The organism is Nonomuraea sp. NPDC001831 (genome assembly GCF_042892035.1).
Taxonomy (GTDB): domain Bacteria; phylum Actinomycetota; class Actinomycetes; order Streptosporangiales; family Streptosporangiaceae; genus Nonomuraea.
The window spans coordinates 53,697-73,131 of sequence record NZ_JBIATU010000021.1 but is presented as its reverse complement, the minus strand read 5'-3'; the positions used below and the strand labels follow the sequence as shown (position 1 = coordinate 73,131).

General features: G+C 68.9%; 21 protein-coding genes and 3 pseudogenes. 13 read left to right on the top strand and 11 right to left on the bottom strand.

What is annotated here, in order from left to right; translation table 11 throughout:
- The first annotated feature begins 52 nt into the window (after positions 1-52).
- The 4 genes from ACFYYW_RS43115 (at position 53) to ACFYYW_RS43100 (ending at position 2,208) form a co-directional block, all read left to right on the top strand.
- Complete coding sequence (locus ACFYYW_RS43115; RefSeq protein WP_387658792.1) at positions 53-652, top strand: TetR/AcrR family transcriptional regulator; 600 nt, start codon at positions 53-55, stop codon at positions 650-652.
- Positions 653-724: 72 nt separating this feature from the next.
- On the top strand, positions 725-1,246 hold the full coding sequence (locus ACFYYW_RS43110) for a MarR family transcriptional regulator (RefSeq protein ID WP_352366352.1): 522 nt from the start codon (positions 725-727) through the stop codon (positions 1,244-1,246).
- Positions 1,243-1,371: a hypothetical protein gene (locus tag ACFYYW_RS43105; RefSeq protein ID WP_387658788.1), complete on the top strand. Its 129-nt coding sequence runs from the start codon at positions 1,243-1,245 to the stop codon at positions 1,369-1,371. The genes ACFYYW_RS43110 and ACFYYW_RS43105 overlap by 4 nt, the downstream gene beginning before the upstream one ends.
- An 18-nt stretch (positions 1,372-1,389) precedes the next feature.
- Positions 1,390-2,208 (top strand): alpha/beta fold hydrolase, encoded by an 819-nt coding sequence (locus tag ACFYYW_RS43100; RefSeq protein ID WP_387659006.1) that lies wholly within the window; start codon positions 1,390-1,392, stop codon positions 2,206-2,208.
- A 326-nt stretch (positions 2,209-2,534) separates the two neighbouring features.
- On the opposite strand, the pseudogene ACFYYW_RS43095 reads toward ACFYYW_RS43100, so the two are convergent.
- Positions 2,535-3,497, bottom strand: a pseudogene (locus ACFYYW_RS43095) (serine hydrolase domain-containing protein); the annotation flags it as partial.
- Positions 3,498-3,754: 257 nt separating this feature from the next.
- Between ACFYYW_RS43095 and ACFYYW_RS43090 the strand changes: the two are divergent.
- The 4 genes and pseudogenes from ACFYYW_RS43090 (at position 3,755) to ACFYYW_RS43075 (ending at position 5,571) form a co-directional block, all read left to right on the top strand.
- The gene (locus tag ACFYYW_RS43090; protein WP_352366358.1) at positions 3,755-4,264 is read left to right on the top strand and encodes a MarR family winged helix-turn-helix transcriptional regulator; all 510 of its coding nucleotides are present in this window, start codon (positions 3,755-3,757) and stop codon (positions 4,262-4,264) included.
- Between the two features lie 2 nt (positions 4,265-4,266).
- A complete protein-coding gene (locus ACFYYW_RS43085) occupies positions 4,267-4,728 on the top strand; it encodes a hypothetical protein (protein ID WP_387658785.1) in 462 nt (153 codons plus the stop codon).
- A 289-nt stretch (positions 4,729-5,017) separates the two neighbouring features.
- Positions 5,018-5,269 (top strand): annotated as a pseudogene (locus tag ACFYYW_RS43080) (transposase); the annotation flags it as partial.
- Positions 5,270-5,316: 47 nt separating this feature from the next.
- Positions 5,317-5,571 (top strand): hypothetical protein, encoded by a 255-nt coding sequence (locus ACFYYW_RS43075; RefSeq protein ID WP_387658782.1) that lies wholly within the window; start codon positions 5,317-5,319, stop codon positions 5,569-5,571.
- A gap of 266 nt (positions 5,572-5,837) precedes the next feature.
- On the opposite strand, the gene ACFYYW_RS43070 is transcribed toward ACFYYW_RS43075, so the two are convergent.
- Complete coding sequence (locus ACFYYW_RS43070) at positions 5,838-6,071, bottom strand: hypothetical protein (RefSeq protein WP_387658779.1); 234 nt, start codon at positions 6,069-6,071, stop codon at positions 5,838-5,840.
- Positions 6,072-6,298: 227 nt separating this feature from the next.
- Between ACFYYW_RS43070 and ACFYYW_RS43065 the strand changes: the two genes are divergently transcribed.
- Genes ACFYYW_RS43065 through ACFYYW_RS43055 form a run of 3 tightly spaced genes read left to right on the top strand, consistent with a single transcriptional unit; the run spans position 6,299 to position 7,720 of the window.
- Entirely contained in the window at positions 6,299-6,766 is a 468-nt protein-coding gene (locus tag ACFYYW_RS43065; protein ID WP_387658777.1) for a site-specific integrase, read from the top strand.
- Entirely contained in the window at positions 6,723-7,430 is a 708-nt protein-coding gene (locus ACFYYW_RS43060; RefSeq protein ID WP_387659011.1) for a hypothetical protein, read from the top strand. Before ACFYYW_RS43065 ends, ACFYYW_RS43060 begins: the two co-directional genes overlap by 44 nt.
- Entirely contained in the window at positions 7,343-7,720 is a 378-nt protein-coding gene (locus ACFYYW_RS43055) for a hypothetical protein (protein ID WP_387658774.1), read from the top strand. The genes ACFYYW_RS43060 and ACFYYW_RS43055 overlap by 88 nt, the downstream gene beginning before the upstream one ends.
- Here ACFYYW_RS43055 and ACFYYW_RS43050 read toward each other — a convergent pair.
- Positions 7,713-10,496 carry a hypothetical protein gene (locus tag ACFYYW_RS43050; RefSeq protein WP_387658771.1) on the bottom strand — a complete coding sequence of 928 codons (2,784 nt, stop codon included), beginning with the start codon at positions 10,494-10,496 and terminating at the stop codon, positions 7,713-7,715. The two genes, ACFYYW_RS43055 and ACFYYW_RS43050, sit on opposite strands and share 8 nt — an antisense overlap.
- Before the next feature lie 221 nt (positions 10,497-10,717).
- Between ACFYYW_RS43050 and ACFYYW_RS43045 the strand changes: the two genes are divergently transcribed.
- Positions 10,718-11,053 (top strand): DUF4158 domain-containing protein, encoded by a 336-nt coding sequence (locus ACFYYW_RS43045; protein ID WP_387659003.1) that lies wholly within the window; start codon positions 10,718-10,720, stop codon positions 11,051-11,053.
- An 85-nt stretch (positions 11,054-11,138) separates the two neighbouring features.
- On the opposite strand, the pseudogene ACFYYW_RS43040 reads toward ACFYYW_RS43045, so the two are convergent.
- Positions 11,139-11,522: pseudogene (locus ACFYYW_RS43040) on the bottom strand (tyrosine-type recombinase/integrase); the annotation flags it as partial.
- 46 nt (positions 11,523-11,568) lie between these two features.
- On the opposite strand from ACFYYW_RS43040, the gene ACFYYW_RS43035 reads away from it, so the two are divergent.
- Positions 11,569-11,676, top strand: a complete 108-nt coding sequence (locus ACFYYW_RS43035) for a hypothetical protein (RefSeq protein ID WP_352365465.1) — start codon at positions 11,569-11,571, stop codon at positions 11,674-11,676.
- A gap of 293 nt (positions 11,677-11,969) precedes the next feature.
- On the opposite strand, the gene ACFYYW_RS43030 is transcribed toward ACFYYW_RS43035, so the two are convergent.
- The 7 genes from ACFYYW_RS43030 to ACFYYW_RS43000 all read right to left on the bottom strand — a co-directional run bounded on the left by ACFYYW_RS43030 (position 11,970) and on the right by ACFYYW_RS43000 (position 19,407).
- On the bottom strand, positions 11,970-12,503 hold the full coding sequence (locus ACFYYW_RS43030; protein WP_387658768.1) for a serine hydrolase domain-containing protein: 534 nt from the start codon (positions 12,501-12,503) through the stop codon (positions 11,970-11,972).
- Positions 12,504-12,544: 41 nt separating this feature from the next.
- Complete coding sequence (locus ACFYYW_RS43025) at positions 12,545-13,756, bottom strand: hypothetical protein (RefSeq protein ID WP_387658765.1); 1,212 nt, start codon at positions 13,754-13,756, stop codon at positions 12,545-12,547.
- Between the two features lie 144 nt (positions 13,757-13,900).
- Positions 13,901-14,998, bottom strand: a complete 1,098-nt coding sequence (locus ACFYYW_RS43020; RefSeq protein WP_387658762.1) for a HesA/MoeB/ThiF family protein — start codon at positions 14,996-14,998, stop codon at positions 13,901-13,903.
- A gap of 248 nt (positions 14,999-15,246) precedes the next feature.
- Complete coding sequence (locus ACFYYW_RS43015; RefSeq protein WP_387658759.1) at positions 15,247-16,143, bottom strand: proline racemase family protein; 897 nt, start codon at positions 16,141-16,143, stop codon at positions 15,247-15,249.
- A complete protein-coding gene (locus ACFYYW_RS43010) occupies positions 16,140-16,757 on the bottom strand; it encodes a hypothetical protein (RefSeq protein WP_387658756.1) in 618 nt (205 codons plus the stop codon). Before ACFYYW_RS43010 ends, ACFYYW_RS43015 begins: the two co-directional genes overlap by 4 nt.
- A 125-nt stretch (positions 16,758-16,882) precedes the next feature.
- Positions 16,883-18,163: a serine hydrolase domain-containing protein gene (locus tag ACFYYW_RS43005; protein WP_387658753.1), complete on the bottom strand. Its 1,281-nt coding sequence runs from the start codon at positions 18,161-18,163 to the stop codon at positions 16,883-16,885.
- Between the two features lie 770 nt (positions 18,164-18,933).
- Positions 18,934-19,407 (bottom strand): hypothetical protein, encoded by a 474-nt coding sequence (locus tag ACFYYW_RS43000; protein ID WP_387658750.1) that lies wholly within the window; start codon positions 19,405-19,407, stop codon positions 18,934-18,936.
- Between the last annotated feature and the right edge of the window lie 28 nt (positions 19,408-19,435).

Sequence of the window (19,435 nt, the reverse complement as noted above, 5' to 3'; positions counted from 1 at the left end):
TGTATTATGTCAACTGTATTGGAACAGTGCAGGGTACGAGGAGGGGGCGGCGATGCCGAAACAGGTGGATCACCGCGGACGCCGCGAAGCGATCGCCCGCGCACTGTGGCGGGTGGTGGAGCAGCGCGGCGTCACACAGCTGACGATGCGCGTGGTGGCGCAGGAGGCGGGCATGTCACTCGGGCAGCTGCAGCACTACTTCGCCTCCCGGACCGCCATGCTCTCCTTCGCCATGGACTTCGCGTCCGAGCAGACCTCGGCGCGCGTACACCAAGGGCTCGAAAAGCTCGGTGACCGTCCGCACCCTCGTGACGTGCTGCGACTGACGCTCGCGGAAATGCTCCCCCTGCATGCCGACGCCCGCGCGACCAGCAGGATGAGCGCCGCCTACGTCCTGGAGGCGCTGCACGACGAGGCCGTGCACGAGCAGGCGCGCCGCGGCCTCGTCCAAGGGCGGGCCCTCGTCGAGCAGTTGGTCCGCCAGGCGATCGCCGACAGGCACATCGACTCCGGCCGCGACCCGGCGACCGAGACCAACCTGCTCCTCGCCCTCACCGGCTTCACCTCCCTGATCGAACTCGACGTGATCGAGCCCCAGGACGCGCTCGCCGCGATCGACATGCATCTGGACCGGCTGTTCAGGAGTACGTGATCTGCCCGGACTGGGATGTCGATTTACAGCCCCTCACCATGCGGACGCCCACAAGCACGGCAATGACATCACATGTGCCATCATGACATCATGGATGTCATAGAACCCGGTGGCGCCGTCGCTGCCGACGACCTGCTCCATCAGGTGATCAGACGCCTGTGGCCGTTGCACCGATCGGTGGTCCGAGCGGTGGAGCGGGAGCTGGACGGCACGGGCATCACCGCGGCACAACATGCCGTTCTGGACGCGCTCACGGTGGCGGGGCCGCAAACGGTGCCCCAGCTGGCGCGCACGCTGCGCCTTGATCGCCAGCCGGTCCAGCGCACGGTCAACGAGGCGTCCGCCGCCGGCCTGGTGAAGACCGCGCCCAACCCTGGGCACCGCCGCTCCCACCTGATCCGCCTGACCGCGCACGGGCAGGCGACCATCACCGCCATCGTGCGATTCGAACAGACCGAACTGCGGCGCAGGCTGTCCGACCTGTCCGCCGCCGACATCACCACCGCCCTGCACGTACTCGACCGCCTGAGCGCGGAGTTCCAGCAGCTGGCACGACCGGACTCAACCGCGCTCGAACGGGAGAACCCGACATGACCCACACCACTGTCACCGCGGCATCCGTGCTCGTCAACGGCGGGCATCTCTTCTACGAGTCGACCACGTCCGGCGGGCCCGCCATCGTCCTTCTTCACGGCGGGATGCTGGACCTGCGGATGTAGGACGAGCAGTTCACCTGGCTGGCCGGCACGGGAGCCCGCACGATCCGGTACGACGCGCGCGGACACGGCAGGTCCTCGACCGTCGCGGGCGACTTCGCCCCGCACGACGACCTCGCGGCCCTGCTCGACGCCACGGAGGTGCCGCAGGCCGTGCTCGTCGGGCTGTCGGGCGGCTCGCGCATCGCGCTGGACACCGCGCTGACCCATCCGGATCGCGTGATGGGGCTGGCGCTGGCCTCACCGGGGATCAGCGGGCGGGAGTTCACCGACCCGTTCGTGCTCGACCACCTCACCCGCCAGCTCGACGCGATCGGCGCCCCGGACGGCGCGCAGATCTACGTGGAGCATTTCCTGCGCATGTGGGTGGACGGCCCGAACCGGCGCCCAGAGGACGTCGACGCCGCGCTGCGCGAACGGATGCGCGCCGCGGCCGCGGCCAACGTCGCCAGGCACGCCGCCGGGCTCGGCGTGGGTACGCTGCGGGAAGCGGGAGCCGCCGGCCGCCTGGCGGAGATCGGCGTGCCGGTGCTGGTCCTGGACGGCGCCCTCGACAGCACCGACATTCTGTCCAACGCCGAACTCATCGCCAGCAGCGTCCCCGGGGCCCGCCATGTCCGGATCCCGTCGGCCGCGCACATGATCAACCTGGAACGTCCCGCGTCGACGCGGAGCTGGCCACGTTCCTCAAGCCCATGCTGCGCTAGCGTCGCGGCATCGGGGAGGTTCTCCATGAAGTCAGATGCTTCAGGTCCGGCCTCGTCCATCTGCGACGGCAGTTCCTTGGCCTCGTGCTCATCGGGGCACCGGGTTGGGTCGGACCGAGGCGCCCTGCCGTGATAGCTCACGGTGGGTTTCCCCGGCCCGCCCGCCGCACCCGGCGTGCGTGTCTCCACGCACCGGGCGCTCCACGTGCCTGCGGGGCCGATGGGCGAGGTGAACGTGATGCGGTCCTGAGGGGTGAGCGTCAGATCAGGGAGTCCCTCGCTGGTGGCGCGTAGCCCGTCTGCCTGGAGGGTGATGTCCAGCGTGCTCACGTGTGAGGTGTAGCGACCGGTGTAGCGGTCGAGGTCGGTGGGCGGGTTCTCGCGGTGGGAATCGGTCTGCTGGTCAGCCGCTGCGCCGGTGTCGTCCAGGAGGGCGCCGACGGCGTTGGCGCCCTGGTCTGAGTTGGTGAGCACGATCAGGATGGCGTCGGCGGCCGGGTCGGCCACGATGGTGCCGGACTGGCCGGGGACGGCACCGCCGATGCGGGCGCTGGCCAGAGAGGGAGCGTCCCACACCATCCAGCCCAGCCCGGCGCCGCGCATGCCGGGCACTCCGCCGGGCGCTGTGGCGTGCAGTTCTCGCATGGTTTTGGTGTCTGGGGTTTGCAGGTGTGCGGTGACCAGGCGGGCGAGGTCGTGCGCGGTGGAGGTCAAGGTGCCGCCGGCGGGGGCAAGTCCGCGGGAGCACATCGGGTGCTCGATCCGGTGCGGAACCGGGACGGGTTGGTCGCTCTTGACCAGGTGTCCGTGGGCTGCGGCCGGATCGTGGTGGGCGGCGTGTCCGGGGGAGAAGTCCGTGTCGGTGGTCGCGGCCGGGTCCAGCAGATAGGTGCGCAGGGCCTGTTCGTAGGGCTGTCCGAGCACGATCTCCAGTACGCGTCCGGCCAGGACGAATCCGCCGTTGCAGTAGGAGAAGGTGGTGCCGGGCGGAAACAGTGAGCCCGTGCCGGTCACGTGCTGGTCGACGTAGCGGGCGATGCAGTCGTCGTCATCGCCGACGTCGACGAAGATATCGGCGGCGTCCAGGCCGGAGGAGTGCGAGATCAGGTGCCGCACCCGTAGGGCGTCGTCCCAAGGGCCGGGGACGTAGCGGCTGACCGGGTCGTCCAGGGCGAGCTTGCCGTCGTTGACGCACTTCATCACGAGGCCCGCGGTGAGCAGCTTGGTGATGGATCCCGGCCGGAATCGGGTGGTGGCGGTGACGGGTTGCCCGGTTTCGGCATCGGTCACTCCGGCCGCGCCGAGCCGGATCGTGCCGCCCGCGATCCCGGCGACCTGCACGCCGGGCACCTGGGGCAGGGCTGCCAGCCGGTCCGCCGTGGCCTGGGGGTCGGCCGCGAGCCGCTCAAGGGGGTTGTACATGGGGTTACTAGACGGTCGACATCAAGGACTCGCGAGAGATCAACGCGGGTTGGGCTCATCGCCGTGCCTCTTTCTCTGTAGCGCCAAAGTTCGGTCCAGTCCCGGAGGCCGACCTGCAAGAGGAGACCAAAGATCCTAGATAACCATCGCTCCAACGTCCGGTCATGCCGATGTGCCGACGTGCTCCGGATCGGTGGGCGAAGGTGCGGTGACCGGTTGGACATGGCGTCCGGGGAGCGATCTGCTAATGTCATTTCATGTCGCAACGAAATGATCGTGTGGAACTGGCGCGTGCGGTCATGGAGCTCATCGACCAGGGACACCGCCGGCTCTCCCGGCGCTTGGACCTGACCCGGGTTGGGGTGTTGGGGACCGTGGCCGCGCTCGGTCCCGTCCGTCCGAGCATGATTGCCGCCGAGCTGGGTCTCACCGCGTCCGCGACCAGCCGACACCTCGCCGCCCTGGAGCGCGCAGGGCACCTGGCGGTAGAGCCTGATCCGCACGACTCCCGCACGTTCCTCGCGCGGCTGACCGAAGACGGACACGCGGAGATCAACATCACGATTCAGGCCGGAGCGGCCGTGTTCGCGGACGTCATCTTCGACTGGCCGGACGCGGACGTGTCCACCGCGCTGACTCTGATCACCCGGCTCAACCAAGCCTGGGCACAGCGCGGCGAGATATCCGGTGCCAAGCCCCAGCCCGGCACCGGGCCCCGGTGGCTCCGAGCGCGAGGTCAGGGAGCACCGCGAACAGAGGAAGACTAGACATGCAACGATCAGCTCAGGTCATGGCATTGCGGACTCCGACGTCCGTCCAGGCGGCGCGGGTACTGCTGACCGCCGTAGCGATCAGCCATGTGGTCGTGCCCGTGTTGATGAGCGTCAACCAGAGCGCTCTGCGCAACCAGATCGCAACCCAGCACCCCGATTTCGGCGCGGGCGAGGTTGCCCGGTCAGCCGTCATCGCTGTGACTTCCGGAGCCGTCTTCCACGGCATCCTCCTGGCGCTTTGCGCGCTGCTGGTGTGGAAACTGGCCACCGCGCGACCGTGGACACGTCGACTCGCCACGGTGTCCCAGCTGCTGTCCGTGGTGTTCAGCGTCGTGTCCTGGTCATCCTCGCCGATGTTCCATACTGTCATCCCGGTCATCTGCGCCGCGCAGATACTCACCGTCGCCCTGCTCTGGTTTCCCTCAACAGCGAGGGAATTCTTCGCCCAGCGCTCCTGAGCGCACGCTTCTGTCGCGATGAGCGCATTCTCCGGAGCGCACTTGTAGCCGTATAGCGCGTGTCTTCCAACTGTGTCGGCTGGCTCGCCGCCGCGGTTGGCGCAGTGGCGAGCCAGCCGGGCTCGGGTCAGCGAGGGGCGGCGATGGTCGGCATGCCGAGATCGACCTCGCAGGTGACCCGAGTAAGCCGCAAAGCATCGGCCCGCTTGTCCCGCAGGCACTGGAGGGTCCGGTCGATCCCCTCGATCTCGCCCAGCCAGCCCTCGAACACGGCCTGCTCTCTCCGGCCGTCACGATCGTCAAGCGCAGCGACGACCTGCGCGGCTTCGTCGTGCTGCCCCGCAGGTGGGTGGTGGAGCGGACGTTTGCCTGGCTGGTCCGCTACCGCCGCCTGGTGCGCATCTACGAACGCAAGCCCGACGGCCACCGTGCACCAGATGACCCGCCGCCTGACGCGCGAGCTGGCGGGCCTGCCATCCCCAAGCAGCTGGAGCGACCCGCCACCGCTGCCGGTCTTGTCCAGCCTCGACCGGCGCGGTAAGGTCCTGCAACTCCTGGCCGCTCAGCCGTGGCGAGCGTGGAGAGGAAGTGAACTGCGACTCCAAAGACATGATGCAGAAGGACATGCTTCCCGCCGTGCTGACCGAGTTCAAGCACGACCTCAACGCCTACCTGGCCGCCACCCCGGGCCCCCATCCCAAGAACCTCACCGAACTCATCGCGTTCAGCAAGCGGGAGCGGAGAATACCTCAACGAGAGTTAGATCGAATGAGCATGCGGGAACGTCCTGTGAACAGTTTTCGCCGACCCTTTCACCTTGTTGGTCCCACGCTTCGATCTTGAAGCGGAACTCAAAGGGGATCATGTCACTGTCTCTCATGTACTCGGGCACGACTGACATTTGCACGATGTGCGATTTCGCCAGCTCGGCGACGCAATCCGCAACAGCGGGGACCGCCGAAGTGCGCGCGGACGGGGGCCAGCCAGTGGCGGCGGTCAACGGCCTCGGAGAACAGCGGTACAGCCAATAGCGCTACCCGTGAGTAACAAAGCTGCCGCCATAGTGGAGTTCTACGACATCGAGCGGACCCCGGCGCGGCTGGTCACTGTCAGCCGATCACCGTGCCGCCGTGCCGGCGGTGACCCATGGGGACGTTCCGTCGCGGCGTGACATCGCGCAGATCCCTCGCGAGGATACGGATGCCATCAAGTGCGTCTTTGACCCAGCCGGCCTGTTCGCGATCCCGGACCGTCAAATACAGGGCGACCTCCCCATTGGGCTTTTCTGTCCCAGCGAGGATCGCGTCGGGCGCCAGCACGGCCTGGAGCGCAACCGTGGCCATGTCTGTATCATCTGCGCGCACCGTCACTGCCATGGACCACATGGCTCCAGCACACCACAACGTGCGGCGCCCGGACAGTCTGTGTCCTGACTCGTTCGATCTGGTGCCCTGGCGATCGGCAGTTCCGTTGTTCCTCTGAGGCCCGTGTCGAGCGCGTCACCCTCTGCGAACCTAGGCTTCGATAAGCTGACTTATCGCTAACCAGGGAGTTGATCACGGAAAACCATATGGACGCTCCCGAACGGCTGCCGGCGCGCACCCCCGCGCTGCCCCTTCCGGATGAGCACCTTCTGGAGGGCCGCACGGCCCGGCTGGTGGAAGAGGGCCTGGCCGCCAACACCCGCCTGGCCTACGCCCGCCGCGACTTCGGCGCCTACGCCACCTGGTGCGCCTCCACCGGCCGCACCCTGCTGCCCGCCACCTCCGCGACCCTGGCCAACTACGTCGCCCACCTGGCCGCCCAGCACTACGCCCCCTCCACCATCGACCGCGCGCTGGCCTGCGTACTGGCCGCACACGACCAACGCCCAGCTCGCCAAACCCGCCACCACCGCGGCCCGGCTGGCCCTGCGCGCCTACCGCCGCGAGCGCGCCCAGCAGGGCCACCGCCCCCGCAAGTCCCCGCCGATCACCGTCGACCGGCTGCGCGCGATGGTCGACGCCCTGCCCGCCGGCACCCCCGCAGGACGCCGTGACCACGCTGTCCTCGTGCTCGGCTTCGCCCTGATGGGCCGCCGCTCGGAGATCGCCGACACCGACATCGACGACCTCACCTTCACCACCGACGGCCTGGAGGTGTACGTCCCGTTCAGCAAGACCGATCAGAACGCCCACGGCGAGATCGTCGCCATCCCCTACGGCCAACACCCGCGGACCTGCCCCATCCGGGTGACCCGCGCATGGCTCGCCGACCTGACCGGCGCCGGTGTGACGACCGGGCCGCTGTTCCGCCCGATCGACCGGCACGGCCGCATCGCCGACCACGCGCATCCCGCCGCCGGTCGCGGCCGCCGTGAACGGCTGACCCCGCAGTCGATCAACCTGATCGTCAAACGGGCCGCGACAGCCGCCGATCTCGACCACGCCGAGGCCTACACCGCCCAGGGCCTGCGCGCGGGCGGCGCCACCTCCGCTGCCAAGGCCGGCGCGCCGATGTCCGCGATCACCCGTACCGGCGCGGGCCCGGTTCGACCGGGATTTGGTGAACCCGGTGTCCAGCGAGGTGATCATCCACACCAGGTCGGGGTGGCTGCGCCACTGATGACACCCCCATGGTGGGCGTCGCCGGCTACTACGCGTTCGCCGGCGTCATCGCGGTCGCGGTCGGGGCGATGGTCAGGCACGCCGCCGCCGTCCTGATGCTGCTGCTGGGGTACGCCATGATCGCCGAGTCGCTCGTGCAGGCGGTCCCCGGCGTGGGGGCGGGGATCTACCGGTGGTTGCCCTTCAACGTCGCCAAACAGTTCCTCATCGGCGCCCCCGATCCCGGCACAGGCCAGCCGGCCGCGCCCGCCCTCACGCCCTCGACCTCTTCGCTGCCTCCGTGGTGGGCTCTGGCCTATTACCTGGCTTTCGCACTCGTCCTGCTGGCGATCGCCGCCTGTACGGCGAAGCGGCGCGACGCCCGACGATCGAGTACGGCTAGCTGATCGCCACCCGGATGAAGCGTGGCCGGTAGATGCTCGGGTCGCGATAGTGGTCGGCGTCCGGCTGGGCCCTGTTGTCCATGCTGTTGACGTTGTAGGAGATCAGCAGCGAGGCGTCGGTGCTCTGCTCGAAGTGCACGTGCGGGTTGTAGGAGATGACGTCGCCGTCGAGGTAGCTGCCGAACGGGCCGGGCTCGGGCATCCGGTAGACGGGAGTCCTGTTGGTGAAGCCGTCGAACGGGTCGCACGAGGTGAAGGCGTTGATCAGACCGTTGAACGCCTCCGTGCTGTCCTGGCTGACCATGAGGAACTGGCCCCGCCACGGGGTGACGCTGTACTCGTTCGCGATGCCGCTCAGCGTTTCCGCGGCGTGCTCCTCGACCTCGCTCCAGCCCCACGGGGTGTAGAACTGCCACCGGCCGACGCGCAGGTCGTCGCCCCGCACCCGGGCCACCTTCATCTTCTTGTTGATCGGCGCGTCCGACACGCCGTAGACGTAGGTGTAGCCGTCGCCGCTGCGGCTCGCGGGCAGGATCGCCGACCCCCAGGCCACGCCGGCGCGCGAGGGCAGCGGGGTGACGCTCTTCGGCTTGGTCAGATCGCTCAGCGAGAACGTGGCGACCACGTTCTGGTCGAAGGCGAACGGCATCGGGCCGGTGCCCTCGAGGCGGTACTTGTTGAACATCACCTGCAGCCGGTCGCCGGTGACGAAGCCGTCGCCGCTCCAGTACCAGTGCGTGCCGTCCGGCGGCGGCAGGAGCGCCCGGGGATCCGAGGCCGTGCCGCCGTGCACGGTGGTGAGCTTGTCCCCGTCCTGCAGGACGAACGAGTTGTTGATGATCCTGGCGGTCGTTGGTCTGGTGCCGTTGGCGTTGAGCGGCCCGAGGAAGGTGTCGGAGAACAGCCAGAGCGTGCGGCCTCCTGGCAGGGGCATGGAGAAGGTGGAGTCGCCGCCGGTCCAGCCGTCCGGGGTGGAGGCGGCGTAGGCGTTGAACGTGCCGACCGGGTAGGCGTCCAGCTGGGGAGGCCCGAGCACGGGCGGTCGTAGGGCACAGGAGCGGCGCTGGAACGGGACGTAGTTGCCGACGCTCCAGAAGGGGTTGGTCCAGTCGTTGCTCGCGGCCGCGGAGGAGGTGCGAAGGTCGAGGCGGGTCTTGACCAGCGTCGCCACCATCGGATAGCGGAAGTTCTCGATCTCCACCGTCCCGGTGGAATCGGGTGAGCGCACGTACTCCGCCGTCGGGTACGCCGACAACGTGTCGGAACCCTTTCCCGCCTGTGCCCATACCAGGACGCTCCACGCGACGCGCGGCACCGGCTGGCCGGGCGCCACGTTGAAGCCTTTGATCGTGAGCGTGGCCGGCGCCGCCCCCTGCTGGGCCGTGAAGTCGGTGTAGGAGCTGCCGCCCGGCAGCAGCGCGCCGCTGGCCACCTCGTTGTAGCCGACGAACGCGGCGTTCGAGCTCCTCATCGGGCGGGCGCCGCCGAGGGAGTCGCCCTCCGTGGCCTGCTCCTGCTCGAGTTCGCTTCGCCACAGGGCGACGTCGGGGTCGCGATAGCCGTTCTCCGCCGCGCCGTACTGCGGGGCGGCCAGGCGGTAGTTGGCGATGGCGAAGCCGTGCAGGAGCACTCGCAAGTCGCGCCCGCCGAGCGAGGCCTGGATGGCGGTGATGGGGGAGGAGCCCGCGCTGCGGATCTGCTCCCAGGTGCTCCGCACGAAGTCAGGGCCGACCTGTTCCGTCAGGTAGAGGGGCAGCAGGAAGGCGCCGTACTGGCGTGGCCCGCCCAGGCCGTCCCAGCCGTTCAACGCCAGCATGGGTTTGGCCAGGAAGTCATCCACGTGATCGGCGTACATGTCGCGCTGGGAGGGATAGGGGACGTGCGAGGGGGCGTGGAGGTAGGTCTGATGGGCCGCCCATTCCGCGGTCGCCTCCATCCACCAGTTCATCGACCCGAAGGCGTCCGTGTCGATGAACTGGCGGAAGAAGTCCTGAGCCACCTTTCCTGCCTTCCAGTAGGAGTACTGGAACACGTGGAAGAGCTCGTGGCGCGGCAGATAGTCGTAGTACACCGGATTCGACGGCATCAAGATCGTCGGCAGGAAGTTGTAGCCGATCGGCAGGACGAACGGATTCCTCAACTTGGGGGAGCAGAGGTTGTCGAGCACGGGGTCGCAGAACTGGTCGGTGCCGAAGAAGATGGCGTGCGGCACCGCCGGATTGTCGGAGATCTCGAATCCCATCGAGCGATATGTCCTGGCCGCGATGGAGACGGCGTCGACCGCGTTCTGGATCGCGGTCGGGCGTCCGCTCGGCTCGGCAGGCGTGGGAGGCACGCCGCCGCCACCGGTGTCGAGGTTGTAGAAGATGACGAAGTTATCGACGTTGGCCCAGCAGTGGTAGTCCTTTCTCAGGAATCGGTACGGCTCGTCGTGCGCGCAGTCGAAGAAGGAATTCCCGGTACTTCGCAGTCCCGGGGGTGAAAGCACCTGCTTGGCGGCGCCGGAGGCTTTCGCCGACATCGCTGACAGGTAGGTGAGATAGGTCTCGGCATTCGTCGAGAGCGGGCCGGTCGGGCGCAGCCGCGCGGGCACCGTCTCGGGGGCGGTCACCGACGCCACGCCGTACCTGATCATGTCGTCGACCGACAGTTCGCCCGCCTGGTAGGCGCTGACGATCCGTTCGTTCGGCCCGAAGAGGCTTGTTGCCTGAGCCGGGCGGGAGAGAACGACGGCGGGGAGGAGAAGTATCAGCAGACCCGCTAAGACCGCGCGCTTCATGCGCGGAGTATCACATGATCGTCAGGTCGGCGACAGCCGATCGAATGCCGTTGCGCTCCATGGCAATGAAGTGTGCGTTCAGCACTAACTACCCTCAAAAAGCAGCCCCGGTCCACGAAGGGGTCTCAGTAGTAACGGCCGAAAATCGGGCGGATATAGCCGAGTAGGCTTCTGGGCTTGGTATCTGTGGGGCTGGCTGGAGGTCGTTCTTGGCGACGCAGGTGTTCGCGGATGAGGAGCTGGAGCGGCTGCGGGGATTCCCGGAGATCGGCCGAGACGAGCTGTTTCGGTTCTTCACCCTGCCATCAGCTGATGTCTCGTTCGTCGATCCCGGCCCGGGCCGAGGTCCGGCCGATCGGCTGGGGCTGGCCGTAGCCCTGTCCACGTTGCCGTGGCTCGGATTCGTGCCGGACAAAGTGTCGGCGGCGCCGCCGGTGGCGGTGGCCAGGCTGGCCGACCAACTCGCCGTCGACCCAGCCGGACTGCGGTCCTACGGGCGGCGGGCGAAGACGCGAACCGAGCATGGGTGCGGCGGCGGGGTGCCAGGAGCTCGGTGACCTTGGCGATGGCCTCGGGGCCGGGGTTGACGTAGCGCATGGCGGTGCGGGGGTCCTTGTGCCGGGTCCTGCCCATGATGAGCTGCAGGGGGACTTCGGCCTCGCCGAGGTGGGTGGCGGCGCTGTGGCGCAGCTGGTGCAGATCGAGGCCGGCGTGCTTGTCCAGCAGGACGCGGGCGCGGTCGTAGCCCAGGCGGGCGCGGCCGGTGTGCGGGCAGATGTCGGCGGCCGCCGGGCGGCGGGCGCGGGCGGGGCGGCGTTCGGACAGGAACAGCGGGCCGCGCGTGCGCGTGCTGCCGTCCGGGAGCCGGAGCAGGCGTGGCAGCGGGTGGGCGGTGCCGCTGTCCCAGTACACCCACTCGATCGAGCTGCCCTTGGACCGGACCGGGGCGCGGCGATGCTCCAGGTCGAGGTCCTCGACGTTCAGCGCCAGGATCTCAGCCGCTCTGGCCGCCGTTTCGTGGAGCATCCGCCACAGCGGCTTCTCGCGCGCGCTCTCGCCACGCGAACGCAAGGTGCTCGCGCTGGTTGCCGAGGATCGGTCGAACAGTGCGATTGCCCAGCGCCTGTATGTGTCAGAGGCCGCCGTGGCCAGCACGTCACCGGCGTATACACCAAGCTGAACCTCGGCCCGGACGCCGACGACCACCGCAGAGTGCTCGCCGCACTGACCTTTCTCCGCTCGCGCTGACCTCGAAGCTGCATGGACGATTCGCAGCTCTGGTGTCCTCGGAGACAGCACTGAGGTCGCTTTCATCGTCCCGCCAACCGGGCGGGCGCAGGGCAGCCGCACAGTCACGTCCCGACATCCCGAGCCCGGCCCAGACCCTCGCCATTCAGGCCGGGCACCGCTCAGAGGGGCAGAACCCGAACTGACCGAGCCCGCCGTGATCCGTTGATGTCTAGCCGATCTGGATCAAAGTCCGTGAAGCGGTGACTGTGTCTGACGAACGCAACGCGGCTGACGACCTCCTCGAGGATGTAGCGGAAGGTCAGCGCGTGGTATCCGGTGACGGTGCCCAGGGCCACAGCGGCGCCAGGTCGGCGATCCGGTCGCACATGCTCCCCCGGTCCCGCAGGTCGCCCGGCGTGGTTCCGGCCGGCGCCTGGGCACGCCCGCCGTGTGGACGAGAACGTGAGCCAGCGTGATGCCTTGCTTGCCGTGCGCGGCGAACTCCGGCCAGTACTCGGCGACCGGCCTGTCGTAACTGAGTCTGCCGCGGTCGGCCAGCACGTGCACGACCGCCGCAGTCAGTCCCTTGCCGGTGGACCAGGAGTGGAACAGTGTTCGGTCGTCCACCGGCCGCTCCGCGCACGGGTCGGCGAGGCCCGCGCCGGTGTTCACGACCCGCTCGCCGTGCAGGTGGGCGGCCACCTGGACGCCGGTCTCCCGTCTAGAAGCAACCAACTCGTCGAGCAGTCGCTGCACGTGTTTCTGGGCATCCGCCATGTCCGTTCATAGACGAGATGACGACGTCACTGCAGCACCTCTCACAGGAGCCTGCCCGACCTCCGCAGGCGGCGCTCCCTGAGTGCGAGGAGCGGGGGCAGGGCAAGCTGTGTCGCCACGTACGCCGTCACGGCAAGCGCCTCCCAGAACGCGGCCGAACCCATGGTGCCGGCACTCAGCTGTACCAAGCCCCACTGAGCGAGGGCGAGCAGCAGCGGCAGGGCCACGAGCACGAACATGCCGGCCATGGCCACGACCCCCGCCACGTACAGCAGGGCGAACCAGCGTGCCACGTGCCGATCACGCTCGCCCGCCGAGGCCAGCTCGGCCGCCTCAGCGGGAGGCAGCCGGAAGAGCCCGGCCTTGGCGGTCAGCCACGTGACCCGGTACAGGTTGTGGCAGCGCAACGCGTTGGCCAGTACGGCGTAGCCGTCACTGCGCATGGGCACCGCGGCCCACTGCCAGACGATCCCGACGAGCCGATACAACACCACCGCGCCGAGAAGGCCGCTCAGCGTCTCGGGCAGTGTGAGCATCCCGGCCCTGTCGAGCAGCCGCAGCCCCAACGCCGTCGCCACGACCACGACGTCGATGGCCATGCCCGCCAGATAGGCCCCGTACCTGCGGCGGCGCGGCACGTTCACGATCTGGGTCAGGTCGGTCTCGAAGACGATGTAGAGGCCCCGGTAGCTGACCCTGAAAGTGGCGGGGACGCCGAGCGCCCTGCCCGCGACCCAGTGCCATGCCTCGTGCAGGGCGCTGAAGGCGATGTCGACGAGCAGGTAGGTGAGCATCGACAGTGCGGCGCTGGGGAGAAACCAGGCGTCCTTCCACGAGGGGCGCAACTCGGGTGTGAAGGCCAGGACAGTCACGACGAAGACCGCTGCCGCCGCGTAGCACGTCCAGGCGGTCCTGCCGAAGAATCTGGCCGCCGTGTCCTGGCCGAGTCCCTCGATCCAGCCGCTGGGGGCTCGTTCTCCGAGCGGTGCGGGCGGGTCGAGCAGGCCGGCGCCGGTGAGACCGTCGAGGAAGTCGGCGCCGTCGACCTCCTCGCCCGCCACCTCGCTCGCCCGCCTCGCGGCCTCGGCGGCCGACCCGCCGTCCTGCAGTGTGGTGACGAACACCGCCCCCGGCTCCGGCACCGCGACGAAGATTCCGAGGTCGGGGCGGCCCAGGATCCAGGCGTCACCGTCGAACGCGACGGTGAGCCGTGCGGCCCGTTCGCGCAGGTCCCGGTCAACGATGGCGGACATCCGTCCTCCTGGAGCTTGCGGAGCGACAGAGGCAGAGCGCACCCCGACCGACGCCGGGGTGCGCTCGCGATGGTCAGGAGTCGGGCGTGTTCAGTCCGGTCAGGCGGGTGTTCTCGATCCGCACGATCTCGATCTTCATTGTGGTCAACTCCTTCCGCAGGTCGCACACTCGGGATTGCGGGACCACTCGGCCTGACTCATGGCGCAGGCGCCGGCGAAGTCGATGGTGAGTGGCCGGCCGGCGTATGCCGGTGGCTCGAAGCCGGTCAGGTAGCGCAGCACCTCGAAGGCGCCGAGCGCGCCGAGCAGACCGGCGACGGGGCCGATGCCGCGGTTGGGTTGCGGCCTGCTGTAGAACAGGCGGGCCGCGGCGATCTCGGCGCTCAGTGCGGGCTCGTCGGGGTCGGCGTGGCCTTCGGGCCTGGTCGGATCGGCGGGGACGCAGCCCCTGCAGGCGCTCTCCCCCGGCGCGACAGACCAGACGATTCCCTTGGTGACCGTGATGCCGCCGCGTACGAACGGCACGCCGTGCCCCACGCAGGCCGCGTTGACCCAGAGGTCGACCTCCTTGGGCTGGTCGATCCCCGAGGCGACCACGTCGGGGCGCGTCTCGTCGAGGAGCTCGGCCAGTTGCTCGGCGCTCTCGATGCCCGTGTCGATCGCCTGGACCTTGATGGCCGGGTCGAAGGCGCGCACCCACTCCGCCGCCCGCTCGACCTTCCTGGCGCCGACGTCCTCCCAGCGGTAGAGGTACTGCCTGGCGAAGTTGCGCACGTCGACGGTGTCCCTGTCGACCAGCGTCATCCTGCCGACGCCCAGCCCGCTGAGATGCGGGATCGTGTTGGAGTTGAGGCCGCCGGTGCCGAGCACGAGCACGTGCGACTCGCGCAACCGGCGTTGCAGGTCCTCGCGGCTGCGTGTCAGCGTGCCGAACGACTCGAAGAAGGCCAGGTTGCTGAAGTGGCGCTCGGCTTCGGCGGCGTCGAGGACGCCCAGCCGATCGCCGTCCTCCAGCAGTCGCTCGGCGTCGAGGGCCTCGATCGCGCCGAGCACGTCCTGGACGGGGAGCGCCAGGTCGTCGGCGAGCTCGCTGACGGTGCGGCCGCCCTCGCGCAGAAGGGCGAGGAGCTTCTCCACCTGGCCGCCGGGGTCGGTCACGATCAACCGGTCTCGCAGGTCGTACACGAGGTGGAGCTCATCGCCCACCCGTTGCCAGGCGACGTTCTTGAGGCGTGGCCGCATGCGTCCTCCGATGTGTCCGGTGAAGCCGTCGTCCTGAAGCTCGATGAGCAGACGGCGTCGCGGTCGACGTGGGCAGCTTACGCACGGCGGATCATGGAAGTCGTTGGCGGAGCACGCACTATTCCTTGGCAACGGCGGCACGGACAGCGGCTCGCCCCCTCCTTCCGATCAGCCGGCGCGATCGCCGCACCAGCCAGCGCCGAGAGGTACGAACTCGCCCTGATCGTCGGAAGCACGATGTGGATCTCTCAGGGCGGAGGAAGGCCAAGGCCAGGTCCAGTGCCGCGCCGAGGCGCCGCGCCTCGGGTACGGATGGGGACTGCGCCTCGCCCGCCCGGCGAGCACTGCGACGCGCGCTGGAAGGAGGAGTAGACCACTCCGGAGGACGTCGAGGCTGCCAGGCGGCTGCCCGGAACCACGTCGCCGTCCTCGACCGCCAGGCTGCAGCGAGCGCACGTGCCGGTGCCGCACGGCCCCATGTGCAGGACCGCGTCGCCCCAGACCACCGCGCTGGTCGTTCGCGCGGAGGTCACCGGTGTGGTGAGCAGGAGCATGTGCGGGCGCGCCGGGCCCGCGCGGAGGGTGCCGAGGAGGGCCGAGCCATGCTCGGTGAGGGCGCGCGCTCCCGCGGCGGAGACCTCCAACTCCAGCTCGGCCGCGGAAACCGCGGCGAAGACGTTGCCTCCGGCCGTCACGGTACGGACCTGGAGTCGCTTGCCCTCGTAGGAGACTTCGGCGACGTCGACCCGGGAGGTCCCCGGAGGCATGGTGAGGGTGATGCGGGCCTCTCCCGAAGACCGGGCGATGATCAGGCCCGCGCCCGTCTCGAGCCGCACCTCAGGCCGGGACCCGAGGACGAGCATCGCGGCGAACATGCTCGCCTCGCCGCAACCGTCGAGCGGTCCGTCGGCGGCCATGAAGACCAGCCCGAGGTCCGCCTCGCTCCGGACGGGCGCGACCAGGACGGCGACGATCGCGCCGGGGTCCCCGGCCCGTGCTTCGAAGTAGTCGCGCTGGATCTCCTCCAGCGTGTCCGCCATGAGGGCGGGCACCTCGCGCATCCGCGACCCGGAATGAGGCACCGCCGTGGCGTCGTAGCAGGCGACCGGCTGGCCTTCGGTGTCTCCGAACGCCGGCGGTATCACAGCGTGCCGCCACGGTTGGCGGGCTGGTAGGCGGTCACGACGACGGCGCCGCCGAGTCCGATGTTGTGCTGGAGGGTGACGGTTGCGCCGTCCACTTGGCGGGCGCCGGCCTCGCCGCGGAGCTGCCACGTGAGCTCGGCGCATTGGGCCAGGCCGGTGGCGCCGAGAGGGTGGCCCTTGGAGATGAGGCCGCCGGACGGGTTCACCACCCAACGGCCGCCGTAGGTGGTGTCGTCGTTGTCGACCAGCAGGTGCCCCTCGCCCTCCTCGGCCAGGCCGAGCGCCTCGTAGGTGAACAGCTCGTTCGGGGCGAAGCAGTCGTGCAGCTCGATCACGTCGACGTCGTCCGGGGTGAGCCCGGACCGGGCGTAGACCTTCTCCGCCGCCTTCCGGCTCATGTCCGTGCCGACCAGGTTGATTGCGCTGTTGCTGTCGAAGGTCGAGCGCAGGTCGGTGACCATCGCCTGGCCGACGATCTCGATCGCGCGGTCACCGAGGCCGTTCTCCTCGACGAACCTCGCGCCGGCGAGCACCACGGCGCCGGAGCCGTCGGACGTCGGCGAGCACATCAGCCTGGTCAGGCCCGCGTCGGCGTAGACCATCTTGGCGTCCATGATGTCTTCGACGGTGTAGACGTCCTGGAACTGGGCGTGCGGCGGAGCCGGCCCGGCCCGACCGGCACCCCCTGTGCGTCTGCGACCCCCTCTTCCAGGCAGTGCCCGAGGCCCGCTCGGCCCGTCTACTGAGCCTGCCCGTCGCAGAACACCGTCTTGACCAGGTTGTTCAACGCCTTCGGGAACTCCGTCGCCACGTCCGCGGCGGCGTCACCGGTGGTGATCGAGGCGGTCAGGGTCTTCTTGCCGTCGGGCGTGCTGTACATCAGCGCCCCGTAGCCGTTGTTGCTGCCGTCGTGGTTGTAGACGACGCCGCCGCAGCTCGGGCCCAGGTCCTGCACGTACAGCCCGAGGCCGTAGCTGCCGAAGAGACCGGCGCTGTTGGGGTGCGGCTTGCGCATCTGGGTCAGCAGCCCGGCCGGCAGAAGCTTGCCGCTGTTCAGCGCGGAGAAGAACGTACGCAGATCCTCCGTGGTCGAGATGATCTCGCCCGCGCCCGAGATCCACGAGGGGTTCTGGCGGGTGACGTCGATCACCTTCCACTGGTCGGTGGCGTCCTGGTAGCGGTAGTAGGCGTGGGCGTACGGCGCGGGCATACCCGTCCAGGCGCCCGGCACCACGGTGTGCTGCAGCTTGAGCGGCCCCAGGATCCGCCGCTTCATCTCCACGGCGTAGGAATGGCCGGTGACCTTCTCGATCAGCAGCTTGGTCAGCACGTAGTTGACGTTGCCGTAGCTCCATCTCGTCCCCGGCTCGAACTTCGCCGGCCTGGTCAACGTCAGCCGCACCAGCTGCTCGTCGGTGTAGGTGTGGAAGCGCTTGGGCACCCACTCCTTGCCCTGCCAGGGGATCAAGGACACCGGCTTCCCGTCGGGGTCGATGTCGAAGCTGTAGTCGAACAGCCCGGTGGTGTGCTGCAGCAACATCCGCACTGTGATCCGCCGGTCCAGCTTGAACTGGGGCAGGTAGTCGGCCACCGTGGCGTCCAGCCCGATCTCGCCGGCCTCCACCAGTTTCAGCATCAGGGTCGCGGTGAAGTTCTTGGTGCTGCTGCCGATCCGGAAGTACCCGTTCGTCGGCGGCTTGGCGCTCGTGCCCAGCTTGCGCACCCCGGCGCTGCCGACCCACTCGCCTTGCTCATCGTTCACCCGCATCTGCATCCCGGCGGCGAGACCGGCATCGACGAACGCCTGGATGGCCTTCTGCAGCTCGGGGCGGTCCTGTGCGGCGGCCTTCGACACGGCTCTGCTGTCCGCGGTGGCCATCGCGGGGGTGGCGGCGCCGGCCAGCAGCGCGGCCGCCAGCGCGGTGACCGCCACGCGCCGGAAGGCATCGCCGCGGCTGGCCGGGCGCGGGTGCACGCCGGAGATGCGTGCCTGGGTCGCTGATGTGGACGGGGTATTCATGGCTTCTCGTCTCTGTTGTCGCGCTCATTCGAAGCGCTCGTCCGGTGATTCGGGGATGGGCGATCGGGATGGGTATGGGCCATCGATCAGGTCGCGTACCAGCAGGCCCAGGTGCGTTTGCGGGCCTTGAGTCAAGCGGCGTCGAGGGCGACGATGATGGTGCTGCGGAAGTTGTCGGCCTCTGCCGGATCCTCCCGCTTGAGCAGGCTCATCGAAGCCGTCAAAGCCGGCAGCACTCTGGTCGGCGAGGTCGGCCACGGCCTTGCCCCACTTCACGCCCTTGGGCGCCTTGGCCAGCACGTGCCCGCCCAGGCGGCGGAGGTCAGGGCGATGGAGCCGTCGGTGCCGACCCGGTGGGCCGAGTCGGCGGCACCGGCGGTCGACATCAGCGCGACGGCGCTCCAGGCGGGGACCCGCAGGGTGTGCGTGTCCTAGGCGGAAGGGGTGGTGGACATGGTGGTGGACTCTCAGAGATCGGTGATGAAGGTCGAGTGAACGAACGACTGGTGGAATGCGGTCCCTGCCGGTGCCCGGAGGGCTGGACGGCTCAGGTCAGATCGCCCGAGCGGATCTCCCCCGGCCTCAGTCGCTGAACCGTTCATGACGTTCACCTTCGCAGACCGCCCTGACACCGGGCCGTCGTCGTGCTGACATGGCCGCTGACACGAGCTGTGCGTCGCCGGGACTCGCCTGTGTTGTGCTGCGTGCACGCCCTCGGAGGCCGCGCAACTGTCGTGCCGGAGTTCACGGAAACGCGAAGCGTGAGCGCGTCAGTTGCCGAACTCCTCGGCGACTTTCTGATGGATGGCCTCCAGCTTGGGGGTGTAGACCCGATAGAAGTCCTTGCCGCACTCCAGATCGTCCAGAATCGCGCGCTTACCCGCCCTCTCCGCGGCGGCGGCGGACTGCGCTAACAGGTCCTCGCCGGATTTCAGCTCCTTGCCGAGGACCCGCTTGGCCGCGTCGACGATGCAGGCGTCCACGGCCTTCCAGTAGCTTGTTCTCTGCGCTGGGGAGAGCTTCGTCCAGATATCCCCGTTGGGGTCGGCCCCTGAGAGGTCGGGCATGAAGTCGGGGGCGTCCGGGCCCTTCAGGTAGACGTACACCGAGAAGACCCCGAAGCCGTACTTCGCCCGCTGGGCCTTCAACGCCTCATAGTCGCCGGCTCTGCGCTTGCGCTCGTCGTCGGTCATGGGATCTTCCGGTGGCACATAGGGGATGTACCTGAAGCCCTTCTGCTTCATGCAGTCCGCCTTGACGGATTCGAACTGG